The organism is Caballeronia telluris (assembly GCF_001544495.1).
GTDB lineage: Bacteria > Pseudomonadota > Gammaproteobacteria > Burkholderiales > Burkholderiaceae > Caballeronia > Caballeronia telluris.
Genome location: NZ_FCNZ02000008.1, coordinates 123,874 through 137,669, shown reverse-complemented (window position 1 = coordinate 137,669; position 13,796 = coordinate 123,874). Strand labels below are relative to the sequence as shown.

Annotated in this window: 13 protein-coding genes and 2 tRNA genes; 7 read left to right on the top strand and 8 right to left on the bottom strand. The window is 65.6% G+C overall.

Annotated elements, in window-relative coordinates; translation table 11 throughout:
• Positions 1 to 19: 19 nt before the first annotated feature.
• Positions 20 to 1,333, top strand: coding sequence for a phosphate regulon sensor histidine kinase PhoR (gene phoR, locus AWB66_RS12525; RefSeq protein WP_087630609.1), 1,314 nt, complete (start codon positions 20 to 22; stop codon positions 1,331 to 1,333).
• Positions 1,334 to 1,369: 36 nt separating this feature from the next.
• Here phoR and ppk1 read toward each other — a convergent pair whose 3' ends face one another.
• Entirely contained in the window at positions 1,370 to 3,433 is a 2,064-nt protein-coding gene (gene ppk1 / locus AWB66_RS12520; protein WP_200818977.1) for a polyphosphate kinase 1, read from the bottom strand.
• Positions 3,434 to 3,662: 229 nt separating this feature from the next.
• On the opposite strand from ppk1, the gene ppx reads away from it, so the two are divergent.
• Positions 3,663 to 5,174: an exopolyphosphatase gene (gene ppx, locus AWB66_RS12515; RefSeq protein ID WP_087630607.1), complete on the top strand. Its 1,512-nt coding sequence runs from the start codon at positions 3,663 to 3,665 to the stop codon at positions 5,172 to 5,174.
• Between the two features lie 32 nt (positions 5,175 to 5,206).
• Here ppx and AWB66_RS12510 read toward each other — a convergent pair whose 3' ends face one another.
• Together AWB66_RS12510 and AWB66_RS12505 are read right to left on the bottom strand one after the other, a co-directional pair.
• Entirely contained in the window at positions 5,207 to 6,034 is an 828-nt protein-coding gene (locus AWB66_RS12510; RefSeq protein WP_087630606.1) for a GNAT family N-acetyltransferase, read from the bottom strand.
• Positions 6,035 to 6,157: 123 nt separating this feature from the next.
• Positions 6,158 to 6,616 (bottom strand): SixA phosphatase family protein, encoded by a 459-nt coding sequence (locus AWB66_RS12505; RefSeq protein ID WP_087630605.1) that lies wholly within the window; start codon positions 6,614 to 6,616, stop codon positions 6,158 to 6,160.
• A 142-nt stretch (positions 6,617 to 6,758) separates the two neighbouring features.
• On the opposite strand from AWB66_RS12505, the gene AWB66_RS12500 reads away from it, so the two are divergent.
• From AWB66_RS12500 to AWB66_RS12495, 3 genes are all read left to right on the top strand, one after another.
• Positions 6,759 to 6,835 (top strand) — tRNA-Pro (locus AWB66_RS12500).
• 95 nt (positions 6,836 to 6,930) lie between these two features.
• On the top strand, positions 6,931 to 7,098 hold the full coding sequence (locus AWB66_RS34020; RefSeq protein ID WP_200818976.1) for a hypothetical protein: 168 nt from the start codon (positions 6,931 to 6,933) through the stop codon (positions 7,096 to 7,098).
• A 314-nt stretch (positions 7,099 to 7,412) separates the two neighbouring features.
• A complete protein-coding gene (locus AWB66_RS12495) occupies positions 7,413 to 7,616 on the top strand; it encodes a hypothetical protein (RefSeq protein ID WP_087630604.1) in 204 nt (67 codons plus the stop codon).
• Here the strand turns inward: AWB66_RS12495 and AWB66_RS12490 are convergent.
• The 3 genes from AWB66_RS12490 to AWB66_RS12480 all read right to left on the bottom strand — a co-directional run bounded on the left by AWB66_RS12490 (position 7,597) and on the right by AWB66_RS12480 (position 9,675).
• Positions 7,597 to 7,899 (bottom strand): hypothetical protein, encoded by a 303-nt coding sequence (locus AWB66_RS12490; protein WP_125469721.1) that lies wholly within the window; start codon positions 7,897 to 7,899, stop codon positions 7,597 to 7,599. The genes AWB66_RS12495 and AWB66_RS12490 overlap by 20 nt on opposite strands.
• A gap of 62 nt (positions 7,900 to 7,961) precedes the next feature.
• Positions 7,962 to 8,642: a peptidoglycan DD-metalloendopeptidase family protein gene (locus tag AWB66_RS12485; protein WP_087630602.1), complete on the bottom strand. Its 681-nt coding sequence runs from the start codon at positions 8,640 to 8,642 to the stop codon at positions 7,962 to 7,964.
• Between the two features lie 130 nt (positions 8,643 to 8,772).
• The gene (locus tag AWB66_RS12480; protein WP_087630601.1) at positions 8,773 to 9,675 is read right to left on the bottom strand and encodes an aldose epimerase family protein; all 903 of its coding nucleotides are present in this window, start codon (positions 9,673 to 9,675) and stop codon (positions 8,773 to 8,775) included.
• Positions 9,676 to 10,249: 574 nt separating this feature from the next.
• On the opposite strand from AWB66_RS12480, the gene AWB66_RS12470 reads away from it, so the two are divergent.
• Both AWB66_RS12470 and AWB66_RS12465 read left to right on the top strand, forming a co-directional pair.
• Positions 10,250 to 11,080, top strand: a complete 831-nt coding sequence (locus AWB66_RS12470; protein WP_087630599.1) for an undecaprenyl-diphosphate phosphatase — start codon at positions 10,250 to 10,252, stop codon at positions 11,078 to 11,080.
• A 78-nt stretch (positions 11,081 to 11,158) separates the two neighbouring features.
• Positions 11,159 to 11,235 (top strand) — tRNA-Arg (locus AWB66_RS12465).
• A gap of 19 nt (positions 11,236 to 11,254) precedes the next feature.
• On the opposite strand, the gene AWB66_RS12460 is transcribed toward AWB66_RS12465, so the two are convergent.
• Entirely contained in the window at positions 11,255 to 12,499 is a 1,245-nt protein-coding gene (locus AWB66_RS12460) for a cyanate transporter (RefSeq protein ID WP_087630598.1), read from the bottom strand.
• A complete protein-coding gene (locus tag AWB66_RS12455) occupies positions 12,496 to 13,689 on the bottom strand; it encodes an amidohydrolase family protein (protein ID WP_087630597.1) in 1,194 nt (397 codons plus the stop codon). Before AWB66_RS12455 ends, AWB66_RS12460 begins: the two co-directional genes overlap by 4 nt.
• Positions 13,690 to 13,796 lie beyond the last annotated feature (107 nt).

Sequence of the window (13,796 nt, the reverse complement as noted above, 5' to 3'; positions counted from 1 at the left end):
TTCTTTCGACCCACCGACCATGAATATCATCTGGACGCGTTCCATCGTGTCCCTCGCGTTGCTCGCAGCGCTGAGCGCGTTGGTCGGCGCGTTCTTCGGCGTGCGCATCGCGCTCGCGTTCGCGGTGGTGATGCTCGTCGTCCAGAGCTTCTTCGGCACCTATCACACGCAACGTCTCTGGCGTCTGCTCGATGCGCCCGTCTATGGCGAAGTGCCGAGCGCGCTCGGCATCTGGGGCGAGATCTACTATCGGCTGCACAAGCTCGCGAAGCGCTGGCATGCGCAGGTGCGTCAGGTCGAGCAGCAGCATTCGCGCTTCATTCAGGCGATCCAGGCGTCGCCGAACGGCGTCGCGATGCTCGACGACCACGATCAGATCGAGTGGTGCAACGCGATCGCCGAGACGCATTTCGGGCTCGACGCAAAGCGCGACCTGCGCCAGCACATCACGCATCTCGTTCGCCGTCCCGAGTTCGTGCGCTATCTGAATTCGCACCATTACGAAGAGATGCTGATCATGCGCGCGATGGGTATGAATCGTCGGCATACGCTCTCCGTGCAGGTCTTTCCCTATGGCGACAACCGCAAGCTGATCCTCACGCAGGACATCACGGAACTCGAGCGCACGGATTCGATGCGGCGCGATTTCGTCGCGAACGTCTCGCATGAACTGAAGACACCGCTCACGGTGCTATCGGGCTTTCTGGAGACGATGCGCGAACTGCCGCTCGACGAGGCGGACCGCGCGCGCTATCTGGAGATGATGGATCAGCAGGCATCGCGGATGAGGAACATCGTGCGCGACTTGCTGGTGCTCGCGAACCTCGAAGGCGACATGCGGCCGCCGGGCGACGAGCTGCTCGACATGCGCGCGGTGATGCGCCATCTCGAAGACGACGCGATCAATTTGTCGGCGGGGCGGCATCGCATTACTTTTAACAGCGACGAAGCGCTGACGGTAGCGGGTGCCGAGACGGAGATCGTGAGCGCGCTCGCCAATCTCGTGACGAACGCAATCCGCTATACGCCGGACGGAGGCACGATCGACGTGACGTGGCAGCGCGAGCAGGATCGCGCGGTGTTCTCGGTGCGGGATAGCGGGCTCGGCATTCCTGCGGAGCATATTCCGCGGCTGACGGAGCGGTTCTATCGGGTGGATCGCAGCCGCTCGCGGGATACGGGCGGCACGGGGCTCGGGCTTGCGATCGTCAAGCATGTGCTGCAGCGGCATCACGCGGAGCTCGATGTGAAGAGCGAAGAAGGGCGCGGCAGTACGTTCAGCGTACGGTTTCCGGCTGTGCGGTCCGCGTTGAGGAAATCGGTCGCGGTTTGAGGGTTGGCGGGCACCCCTCAAACCACGCTCGTCCGCTCAAGAACAAAACTTCGCAAGCAACCCCAACTGCGCATTACGCATCGCCTTCCCGGGCCGCCGCCGCCGGTAATGTCCATCGCTCTGCATGAGCCACGCCGTCTGGTTATCGCCGAGAAACACCGACAAACCTTCCGCAATCACCCGCCGCTTGAGGCGTCGATCGCGAATCGGAAACGCCACTTCGACGCGCCGGAAGAAGTTGCGATCCATCCAGTCGGCGCTCGACAGATAGACGTCTTCGTTGCCGTGCGCATAGAAGTAGAAGATGCGGTGATGCTCCAGAAACCGCCCGACAATCGAGCGCACCGTGATGTTCTCCGACAGATCCTCCACGCCCGGCTTGAGCGAACACACGCCGCGCACGATCAAGTCGATCTTCACCCCCGCCTGCGACGCCTCGTAAAGCGCCGCGATCACCGAAGGCTCGAGCAGCGCATTCATCTTCGCGACGATGCGCGCCTTCCTGCCCGCGCGCGCATGCTCGGCTTCCGCGTGGATCGCATCCATCAGCTTCGCATGCAGCGTGAAGGGCGACTGCCAGATCTGATGCAGCGGAATCTCGCCGCCGATGCCCGTCAGCTGCTGGAACACGTGATGCACGTCTTCGCAGAGTTGCTGGTCGGCAGTCAACATGCCGAAGTCGGTATAAAGACGCGCCGTGCGCGGATGGTAGTTGCCCGTTCCCAAATGCACGTAACGCTTGAGCATGAGCTTGCCGCCCTGCGACACGCGCCGCACGATCAACATCATCTTCGCGTGGCACTTGTGGCCGACCACGCCATACACCACATGCGCGCCGACCGCTTCCAGCTGCGACGCCCAGTTGATGTTCGTCTCTTCGTCGAAGCGCGCAAGCAGTTCGACTACCACCGTCACTTCCTTGCCATTGCGCGCGGCCTGCATCAGCGCGTCCATCAGCGGCGAATCGGTGCCGGTGCGATAGATCGTCTGCTTGATCGCGACGACCTGCGGGTCCTTCGCCGCCTGCAACAAGAGTTCGAGCACCGGCTGAAAACTCTCGTAGGGATGATGCAGCAGGACATCGCCTTGGTCGATCGCATCGAAGAGATTCGACGCGTTTGCAATGCTCTTCGGTATCGACGGAATGTGCGGCACGAACTTGAGGTCGGGCCGGTCGACCATTTCGGGCAACTGCATCAGCCGCACGAGATTCACCGGGCCGTTCACGCGATAACAGTCGCGCTCGTTCAACTGGCTCTCGTCGAGCAGACGTCGCACCATGTGCGGCGGCGTTTCCGCCGACACTTCCAGCCGCACCGCGTTGCCCAGATGCCGCGCCGGCAGTTCGCCCTGCAGCGCGACGCGCAGGTTGGTGATTTCGTCTTCGTCGACGAACAGCTCGCTGTTGCGCGTGATGCGAAACTGATTGCAACTGCGCACGTTCAGATGCGGAAACAGCTCTTCGACGAAGCGCTGCATCAGCGAACTCAGGAGCACGAAGCCGTGCGGATAACCCGAGAGCGCCTCGGGCATGCGCACGAGGCGCGGCAGCGCGCGCGGCGCCTGCACGATGCCCATCATCGCCTGACGGCCGAAGGCGTCCTTGCCTTCCAGTTCGACGACGAAGTTCAGGCTCTTGTTGAGCACGCGCGGAAACGGATGCGCCGGATCGAGGCCGATCGGCGTGAGCACCGGCAACAGTTCGTTCTGAAAGTACTCGCGCGCCCACTCGGTCTGCTGCGCGGTCCACGCTTCGGCGTTATGAAAGTAGATGCCTTCGCTTTCGAGCGCCGGAATCACGGTGTCGTGCAGCATCACGTACTGCTGGCGCACAAGCCGGTGCGCGCGCTCGACCACGAGGTCGTACACATGCTGAAGCGACATGCCGTCCGGCGACAGCGAGCCGGGGTTGTCGCGCATCTGCTCTTGCAGGCCCGCCATGCGGACTTCGAAGAATTCGTCGAGATTGCTGCTCGTGATGCAGATGAAGCGAAGACGTTCGAGGAGAGGAACGGCGGTGTCGGCGGCCTGCGCCAGCACGCGCTCGTTGAATCCCAGGATGCCCAGCTCGCGGTTGAATAGCGGATAGCGTATGGACATCGACGAGGTCAGTGGAGGGTCTATCGAAAGGGCAAACGGACGTTCGGATAGTCTCACAGTAAGATTAAGTTTTCGTGACATTGCCAGTGTCACAAATTCTACGCAGATTGGGAATACCGTCGCCTGTGCGCGGCGGGTCCCGCCGGGCGTCCGACGCCTGAGCGCCCGGCTGGATTAGAATTGGTGCGGCGCCGCGAGGCGTTCCTTTCCCATGAATCCTGGATATCCGATGGTCACTCAACCGCATCTTCTCGCCGCCGTAGACCTGGGTTCGAACAGCTTCCGGCTGATCGTCGGACGCGTCGAGGAGACGGAGGCCGGCAGCCAGATCTATCAGGTCGATGCGCTGCGCGAACCGGTGCGCCTCGGCGCGGGCCTTTCGCGCGACAAGTATCTCGACCGCGCGTCGCAACTGCGCGGCTGGGATGCATTGAAGCGCTTCGGCGAGCGTCTGCGCGACTTCCATCCGGATCACGTGCGCGCGGTCGCGACCAACACGCTCAGGGTCGCGAAGAACGCGGGCGACTTCATCGTCGAGGCGGAAGCCGCGCTCGGCTTTCCGATCGAAGTGATCGCGGGCCGCGAGGAAGCGCGCCTCATCTATGCGGGCGCGGCGCACTCGGTGCCGGCGAGCGCGGGCAAGCGCCTCGTGGTGGACATCGGCGGCGGCTCGACGGAATTCATCATCGGCTCGCACTACACGCCGATCCACATGGAAAGCCTCTATATCGGCTGCGTGAGCCATAGCCGACAGTTCTTCGCGGCGGGCAACGTCGACGAATATACGATGCGTCAGGCCGAACTCGCCGCGAAGCGCGAGATCCAGATCATCTCGGCCGAATACAAGCACACGGGCTGGGATCAGGCGATCGGCTCGTCGGGCACGGCGCGCGCGCTCGCGGAACTCGTCGAGGCGAACGGCTTCAACGATCCGGACATCACGCACGGCATTTCGCGCGGCGGGCTGGAGCGCCTGAAGCGCGCGCTCATCAAGGCGGAAAACGTGAACCGGCTGAAGCTGGTGGCGCTCAAGCCCGACCGCATTCCGGTGCTGGCGGGCGGCCTGTCGATCATGCTCGGCGTGTTCGAGGAACTGGGCATCGATTACGTCGACACCACCGACGGCGCGCTCAGGCTCGGCGTGCTGTACGACCTGCTCGGGCGCTCGCAGCACGAGGACATGCGCACGGTCACGGTGGAAGGCTTCAAGCGCCGCTATGCCGTCGATGCCGCGCAGTCCGAGCGCATCGCGGAACTGGCGATCCGCTTCTACGACCAGTTCGACGAACCCGATGCCGAGCGGCGCGAGGAAAACCGCATGTTTCTCGCGTGGTCGGCGGCGTTGCACGAGATCGGCTTGTCGATTGCGCATAGCGCGTACCACAAGCATTCGGCGTACATCGCGACCCACGCCGACATGCCCGGCTTCTCGCGCACGGATCAGGCGCGGCTCGCGGCGCTCGTGCTGGGACACGCGGGCAAGCTCGGCAAACTCTCGCATTCGCGCGACGTCGACTGGACGCTGCTTTTCTGCCTGCGGCTCGCGTCGCTGCTATGCCGGCGGCGCACCGATGCGGGCCTGCCGAGCATCGAGGTCAAGCAGGCGGCGAGCGGCTTCGACGTGCGTCTGCCGAACGACTGGGTCGCGAACAATCCGCTCACCGACTACAGCCTCGTGCAGGAAGCGGCCGAGTGGGAGAAGATCGGGCGGCCCTATCGCGTGGTCTATACGGACGACTGATCGCCGCGTCGCCGATGCGAAGGGCGTGCCGGTCAGCGCGCGTTCGCGTCGCTCATGAAGTGGCGCGCGTAGCGGGCATTGATGTCCGAGAGGCGAAAGAGCGTGAGGAAGTCCGCCGTGTTGAAGTCGGGGTCCCAGGCGGGCGCACCGCAGATCTTCGCACCCAGGCGCAGGTAGCCCTTGACGAGCGGCGGCGCGCTCACGTCGACGCCCGTGCGCAATTCCTCCACCGGCAGCGGCGTATGCGGGAACGCGCGGTATTCGGGCGCCGTCAGCGCGTCGGCGGCGAGCGAGCAATACAGGTTCGCGGCGTAGTGCCCGCCATCGACCATGCCGACGCTCGCGCAGCCGAGCATCGTTTCGTAGCCGTTCTGCATCATGTAGGTCGCGAGCCCGCCCCACAGCGACATGATGACCGCGCCGTTGCGATAGTCGGGATGCACGCACGAACGGCCCACTTCGACGAGCTTCGGCCGCAAATGCGTGAGGCGCGACACGTCGAATTCGCTTTCGGCGTAGAGGCGGCCTATCCGCGCTGCCTGGTGCGGCGGCAGCACGCGATAGGTGCCGACGACTTTCAGCGTATCGAGATCGCGCACGAGCAGGTGATCGCAGAAGGCGTCGAAGGCATCGACGTCGAGGCCCGCGGGACCTGTCAGGCGGGCGCCCATTTCGTCGGAGAACACGCGGTAGCGCAGACGCTGCGCTTCGCGCAACGCGTCGTCGGTGCGGGCCCAGGCGACCTGCAGGCGCACCTGGCCGGTGACGGTTTCCGCTGCGCGCGGCAGACGCCGGCGCGCGTCGTGGAGAAGCGCTGAATGCGCCTTCTTCGGCAGCGCGGGCGTGGCTGAATCTTGCATTGGCGTTCCTCGTAGGAGGCTTGAGTCCCCGCCAATGTAGTAATCGCGCGTGACGCTCGCATGGCGTCGCAATGACGATTCGATGAAACGCGATCGTCAGGTGCGGCGCGGCGTGCTGCAAGCTCAGAGCAGGTCGGGACTCGCCACCGCGCGCAGGACGACCTGGCCGTCGCCGCCGCGCGAGCGCTGCTGGAACCACCAGACGCCCGCCTTCTTGACCGACCACTCGGCTTCCTCTCCGGAGAGCAGCAGCGAAGCGACATAACCCATCGTCGGCTGATGGCCGACCACGACCACCGTTTCCGCGATGCCGTCCGGCCAGCCGGCGGCGTCGAGCACGGCTTGCGCGCTGCCGCCCGGCGCGAGCGACGGCACGACGCGATAGCGGTCGCCGAATGCTTCGGCCGTCTGGATCGTGCGGGTCGCGGGGCTGGCGAGGAAGAGGGCGTCGTCGTCGAGGCGCGCGCGCAGCCACTTGGCGACCGCCTGCGCCTGCTTGCGTCCGCGCGGGGTGAGTTGCCGGGCGAGGTCGCTCGCCGCCTGGTCCTCGGCTTCCGCGTGACGCCAGAGAATGAGGTTCATCGGTTGTCTCCGTGGGTGAGATCCGTTCGACCGCCGAGCGTGCGATGCGTGCCCGTCGGCGCGCTCGATTTGCGTGTTGCGAAGCGCGGGCGTCGCTTTTCATTGCGCGGGGTGCGGGAAAACGCTATTATCTGCGGCTTGTCGGAGCGTAGCGCAGCCTGGTAGCGCATCTGATTTGGGATCAGAGGGTCGTAGGTTCGAATCCTATCGCTCCGACCACCGTACAAGAAGGGCAACAAGCAGGGGTTACAAGTTTCGGCTTGTAACCCCTTTGTTTTTCTTCGCCGTTCACTGCGGCGTCTTCCGGAAACTCCATGCTCCGTATCGTTCTGTTCGCTGCCGTGTCGCTCGTGCTGTGCGCGTGCGCCGATTCGTCGACTCAGCCGAAACATCGCCCGCCGCAGGACCCGCCGGACTACAAGGGCGTGCCGACCGACACGCGTCCGCCCGTCATGCTGATCGCGCCGGACAAGTCGGAATAGCGGCCGCTTCGCATGACATCGTGCGCTAGAAATGGCGAGGCCCCGACGCGGGCACGTCGGGGCCTCTGACCCGCGCGGACTGTTCGCGCAGAGAATGCACGGGCTGGAACGGATTCTAGGGCGCCGCTTTTCGCAACGTTGTGTGCGCTTGTATCGGAGCGTAACGCAATGCGACAGCGCGCCTCGTCCGCGTGAGTCTCGTTCAATCGCTGGACGGGTAAGAATTCCCGTACGGTTCGCCTACGCCGTTCGCATCGAGCGAATTATTTGCCTTGCGGTTATGATCGGACCATTCGTCGTCGGCTGTATCGATCATGCACCTGCTCTGGATTTTCATCGCGTTTTGCCCGTTCGCGCTCGCGGCGCTCGTCGCATTCGCGGCGCATATCGACCCGCTCTCGGGTCGCTGGCAGGCGCTCAAACCCCGCGCGAAACGTGGTCTCGGCGGCTTCGGCGGCCATGAACGGCTGCGCGCCGGGCTCATGGGCCACGCGGGCGTCACTGCTTGCAGCGAATGACCATCGAGCGGTTCTTGATGTTCGCCCCGAAGATGCCGCCCACCGAGCCGCCCGCCGTCGCGCCGTTGTCGGTGTCCTTCGATACGACGTCGTAGCCGTACGCGCCGCACGTCTCGCCTGCCTTTTTGTAACACTCCGCCCAGCTCGTGCTTGCATCGCTGCCACTGCAGTTGATGGCGAATCCCGTTTCGCCCGAGGGCAGATAGGTCATGGTCGACGTGTTCGCGCAGCCGGCGAACGTCGCCAGCGCGCCCAGCGCCGCCAGAAGCGCGGCTCGGTTCATCATCTTCATCGAAACTTTCCTTGTCATGTGTCGCGTCACTTCCGTGTCAGCGCGGCCGGCGTTCAGCGCGCCGGCAGATAGCGCGACGGATCGGTCGAGCGGCCGAGATAGCGCAACTCGAAGTGCAGCATCACGCGGTTCGAGTCCGTATCGCCCATTTCCGCGATCTGCTGGCCTTGCGCGACGGTCTGGCCTTCCTTCACGAGCAGCGCCCGATTGTGCGCATACGCGGTCAGATACTCCGAATCGTGCTTGACGATCAGCATGTTGCCGTAGCCGCGCAAGCCGTTGCCCGCGTAGACGACCGTGCCGCCCGCCGCCGCGACGACCTTCGTGCCCGGCGCATTGACGATGTCGATGCCCTTCGACGTCTTGCCATCGAACGTGCGGATCACTTCGCCCTGCGCGGGCCAGACGAGCGACACGGCGGGCGCCTTCGCGGGCGCGGGATCGGGTGCAGTGTCGCCGCGGCTCGCCGAAGGCGCGGGAGCCGGGCGCGGCGCGCTCGCCATGCCCGCCGGCGGCACGACGCGCAGCACCTGATCGACTTCGATCGCGTCGGGATTGGCAAGCCCGTTCCAGCGCACGATGTTCTGCACGGAGGTGCGGTTTTCACGCGCGATCTTCGAGACCGAATCGCCCCGTTCCACGCGATAAAAGCCCGGCCCGACCGGCGCCGAGCCACATGCGGCGAGCACTGCGACCAGCGAGGCGCAGAGGAGCCGTCGAATTCTTGTTGCCAACGTTAGACCTCGCGAAGCGCCGCCGCGTGCAAAAGGTGCGCGGCGGTCCAAACATCGGATTTTACCGTCTTCGCCCGGTCGGCCGCGAAAAGGCGCCGGGCGCGGTTGCGTCGATGCGCGCGTCCGACGCTCAGTCGAGCGGCGATACGACGAGCCGCAGCGACGCCGACTCCGTCTTCCCGGGCGCGAGCCAGCGCAGGCCGTGGCCGTTGTGGATCGCGTCGGGCAGGCCGATCCACGGTTCGACGCAGTAAAAATCGGATGTGTCGGCTTCGGTCCAGGTCGTGACCGCGTACCACGGCACCGAGTCCGGCTGGTCGAGCTCGAAGCTCACCATGCGCCTGAGCCCGGGCATGAAGAGCCGCACCGGCTGGTCCGACGGTCCGGTGAAGCAGTGAAAACGGTCGACGATGGAGGGATCGTCGAGGGTATAGCGCGGCGCGCCCGGCACCGCTTCGCTGATCGAGCCGTCGGGCAGTTGATGGCGCTGCTCGGTACGCGGCAGCTCGACGCTGCTCGACGCGCGCTGGTCGTGCGGCAGGTGAAAGTAGAAATGATGGCCGGCGTAGTAGGGCAGCGCGACTTCGCCCGGATTGGACGTCGTCAGCTCCACGTCGAGCGTGTTCGCATCGACGAGCCGGTACGCCGCCTCGAAGCGGAACGCGAACGGATAGCCGGCGCGGGTCGCGTCGCTGTCGACGAGCGTCATGCGCAGTCCGTGGCCGTCCGCGTCTTTCGTGGTCGAAAAGGGCAGGTTGCGGGCGAAGCCGTGCGTCGGCAGATCGTGGATCGCGCCGTCGGGGTCGCGCCATTTGCCGATCTCGCCCGCGACGAAATGGCGTCCGAGGAACGGAAACAGCAGCGGATTGCCGCCGCGGATCTTCGCCGGCTGCGACCAGTCGGGCGTGGCGGGCCAGTGGATCACCGGCTCGCCGCCGACGCGCCAGGTCATGAGCCGGCCGCCCGCCTGCGGGGCGAGCGAGATGGAGGCGCCGTCGCGCGTGATATCGATGATGTCTTGCTCGGATGACATGGTTGGAGCGCTCCGGAGGGCGTGGTGACGGCGTGTGAGGTCGTTGCAGACTCGCAGATTCTGCCGTGGATTTTTCTACGGGGAAACCCTTCTCGGGAAAACAGCGACTGACGTCCGCCCCCTCGATGTGTTGTTATTCCGTGCTGTGTTGCCTATCAGACAGAACGAGGAGCGAAGCATGGATCTGGCGATGACGATGGCTCTGGCGATGTTCGGGCTTTTCGGCGCGAGTACCGTGCTGTTCCTATACAAGCTCATGCCCTGACACCTGGCCCTTTGCGCGCGGCGCACACGAAAACAGGTGCGCGGCAATGCGCATTTCCTTTCGGTTTCATTCGTCTTCAATTACTGCGAAATCCGTTTAGCCGACGTTTGACTGTCGGTGGATGTTGATTGACTTAAACGCTTGGCGCTCGATTTCGCCACCGGCATAATCGGTGCGATTTTTCGCGCGCCGTGCCGTTTCACATCCCCATTTTGCGCATTCGATCGTTCCGTCGCCCGCCGGGCAGCGCGACGGACGACGGGATTCGCACGACGCGTCCTCCATTCGTAACGTCAAAAGGATCGACGCGTGACTCTGTGGTTTCTGGTTTTTCTAAGCGTGCTGCAAGGCGTGACCGAACTCTTTCCGGTCAGCAGCCTCGGCCATACGCTCCTCGTCCCCGGCCTCTTCGGGATGCACATCGACAAGCACGCGCCTCAGTTGCTGCCGTTCCTGGTCGCGCTGCATCTCGGCACCGCCTTCGCGCTGCTCTGGTATTTCCGCACGCGCTGGGTCGAGCTGATCGGCGGCTGGTTCGCTTCGCTCGGCGGACGGCGCAACGAACACGGTCACATGATGTGGGCGCTCATCATCGGTACGATTCCGACCGGCATCGTCGGACTGCTGCTGGAAAAGCGCATCGAAGCGATCTTTCATGATCTGCGCATCGTGGCGGCGGCGCTGATGGTGAACGGCGTGTTGCTGTGGCTCGGCGACCGGCTGCAGCGCGCCCGCGCGACCCCCGCGCCCGAGCAGCTTACGTTCGGCCAGGCGTTTCTCGTGGGTCTCGCGCAGATCGGCGCGCTCGTGCCGGGCTTTTCGCGCAGCGGACTCACGATGATCGCGGGCGTCGGCGCCGGCATGACGGCGGAAAAGGCGGCGGAGTTTTCGTTCCTGCTCGGCACGCCGATCATTTTCGCGGCCGGCGTGCTCGAACTGCCGAAGCTCTTTCACGCGCCCGGCCAACTGGGCGATGCGTTGCTCGGCGGCGTGCTGACCGGCATCGCCGCGTATCTGAGCGTGCGGTTTCTCATGCATTACTTCGAAGGACGCGGGCGGCTTGCGTCGTTCGGCGTGTATTGCGTGATCGCGGGCGCGTTTTGCCTCGGCTGGTTCATGCTGCATCCGCAGCCGGTCTGACGCGCACGCATTTGCCCGGGTTCGCCTTGACGCGCCCGGGCCGTCACTGATGAGGTAAAATCCACGCTCGCTTGCGACGCGGCAGTAGCTCAGCTGGATAGAGCATCGGCCTTCTAAGCCGAGGGGCGGGGGTTCGAGTCCCTCCTGCCGTGCCAGCGTTTTCTCATTCTTCCCTCAAGTTTCTCCAGCGACACGGCGCGTTTGCCGCGCCTTCGTCCGCTTCACGTCCCCCGCATGACCCCGCATCGCGCGCGCATAACTGTGCGGCGAGAACACCAGCGTGAGCGCGATCATCGCGACGAGGCTCGCGATCAGCATCATCCACGAGACGGTGAAGCCGCCGGTCGCATCGCGCACGATGCCCGCGACGATCGGCGCGACCGCTGCGATCACGAACCCGACGCCCTGCACGAACGCGATGAGCCGCGCGGCGACCCTCGGGTCGTCGGTGTGATCGAGCGTCAGAACGAGCGTCAGCGCAAACACGCCGCCCAAGCCGCCGCCCAGCAGCGCGACGATCAGTACCGGCGCGGCCATCGGCGCCGCGAGCAACGCGACGAAACCCGCCAGTTGCGCCACAAGCCCGGCCGCAAGCCACGGACGACGGTCGCGCGAGCGCGCGGCGGCCATCGGCAGGAGCAACGCCGACGACGCCTGAAATACCGTCGCGATCGCGAGCAGCCCGCCGCTTTGCGTCACGCTGCGGCCGAGCTGCTGGTAATACGCCGGCAGCCACGCCACGAGACACGTGTAGCCGCCGTTCACCAGCCCGAAGTAGAGGCCGAGCAGCCACGCGCGGCGATTGAGAAAAAGCGCAGGCGACGCATCGGCCGCGCGCGCGGACTTCGCCGCGCCGCCGCCGTCTCCGTTGACGAGCCAGCCCCACAGCGCGAGCGCCACAAGCGCGGGCAGCGCCCACACCGCGAGCCCCGCGTGCCACGAGACGTGCGCGGCGACGCCTGGCGTCACGCTCGCGCCGAGTCCGCCGCCCGCCATGATCGACGCCGAATAGACGCCCATCGCGAACGGCAGGCGCGCGGCGAAACGCGTTTTCATGACGCCGGGCAGGAGCGCCTGGATCACCGCGACGCCGACGCCCGCGACCGCGGCGCTGGCGATCAACCCGCTGCCGCTGTCGATGAAAAGCCGTGCGGCGCAGGCGCACATGATCGCAACGAGACCCGCCGCGACGCCGCGCGCTTCGCCGACGAGCCGCGCGAGCGCGCTCGCGCCGAACGCGCAGACGCCCATCGCGACCACCGGCAGGCCCGTGAGCAGCGATGCGCCGTGGAACGTGAGCCCGGTCGAGGCGAGGATCACGCCGGTGAGCGGGCTGATCGACGTGAGCAGGGGCCGCAGGTTCAGCCCGATCGCGACGATCACGGCGAGCCACGCAAGGTCGGAACGCGCTGTTTTCATCGCGAGAAGTCCGCCGCGATCAGCGTGCCGTTCGCCATCACGAGGCGGCGCGGCGGCCGCGACGTGATCGCATGCGCGACGGTCTCGGCATCGACCAGCACGAGGTCCGCGCGCGCGCCCGCCGCGAGGCCGTAGCGCTCGAAGGCGCAGGCGCGGGCGCCTTCGGTCGTGACAAGGTCGAGGGCGGTGGCGAGATCGTCGTCGCGGCGCAGGTCGTAGCGCATCGCGATCAGCATCGCGCGCTCCAGCATGTCGGGCGAACCGTAGGGCGTCCACGCATCGCGGATGCCGTCGTTGCCGCCGAAGAGCGTCACGCCCGCCGCGCGCGCCGCATTGAGCGGCGGAACGGGCGTCGAAGCGGGCGCGGTCGTCAGGAGCGCGACGCCCGCGCGCGCGATGCGTTCGAGCAGCGCATCGCGCTTCGCCACCGGCAGCTCGCCGAGACAAAACGCATGACTCACGACGACACGCCCATGCAGCCCGTGCGCCTCGACGCGATCGAGCAGGAGTCCGAACGTGAACGCGCCGAGTTCGCCGGGCTCGTGCAGATGGATGTCGATCGGTTTCTGATGGCGCGTTGCGAGCGCGAACGTGAGGTCGAGCGACGCGGCCGGGTCGCCGTCAATGGCAGCCGGGTCGAGCGCGCCGAGCACGTCGGCGCCTTCTGCGAGCGCAGCATCGAGCAGTTCGCGCGTGCCGGGCCGTTCGAGCATGCCCGATTGCGGAAACGCGACGATCTGCAGGTCGAGCACATCGGCGAGCGCGGCGCGCGTGTCGAGCACGCCATCGAGATGGGCGAGGCCCGCATCGGTATCGATGTCGACGTGCGTGCGCAGGCGCGTCGTGCCGGCGCGCAGGAACGCAAGCGCGAGCGAACGCGACGCGCGCGCGGCGTCATGCCCGCTCGTCGCGCGCCAGTGCCGTTCGTTTTCGATGCGATCGACGAGACGCGGCCCCACGGCGTTGCGATACCACGGCATGCCCCACGTGGTCTTGTCGAGATGCGTATGGCCTTCGACGAAGCCTGGCAGCAGCAGCGCGCCCTGACCGTCGATGACGGTGTCGCCGGCGAGCGGCGGCGCGGCGCGCTCGTGCGGCGCGATCGACGCGATCGCGCCGTCGACGACTCGTACGTCGACGGGCGCCGCGCCGAACGGGCGCACGTCGATGATCGAAAAAGACGGTTTCATATGACTAAATGCCTCCTATCTGGTTGACTATCTTAACTATTTTTGGTCAACCATTTTCGTGAGGGTACATCAGTCGCTACAATGCCGGTCATCGAAATACAGCTTAT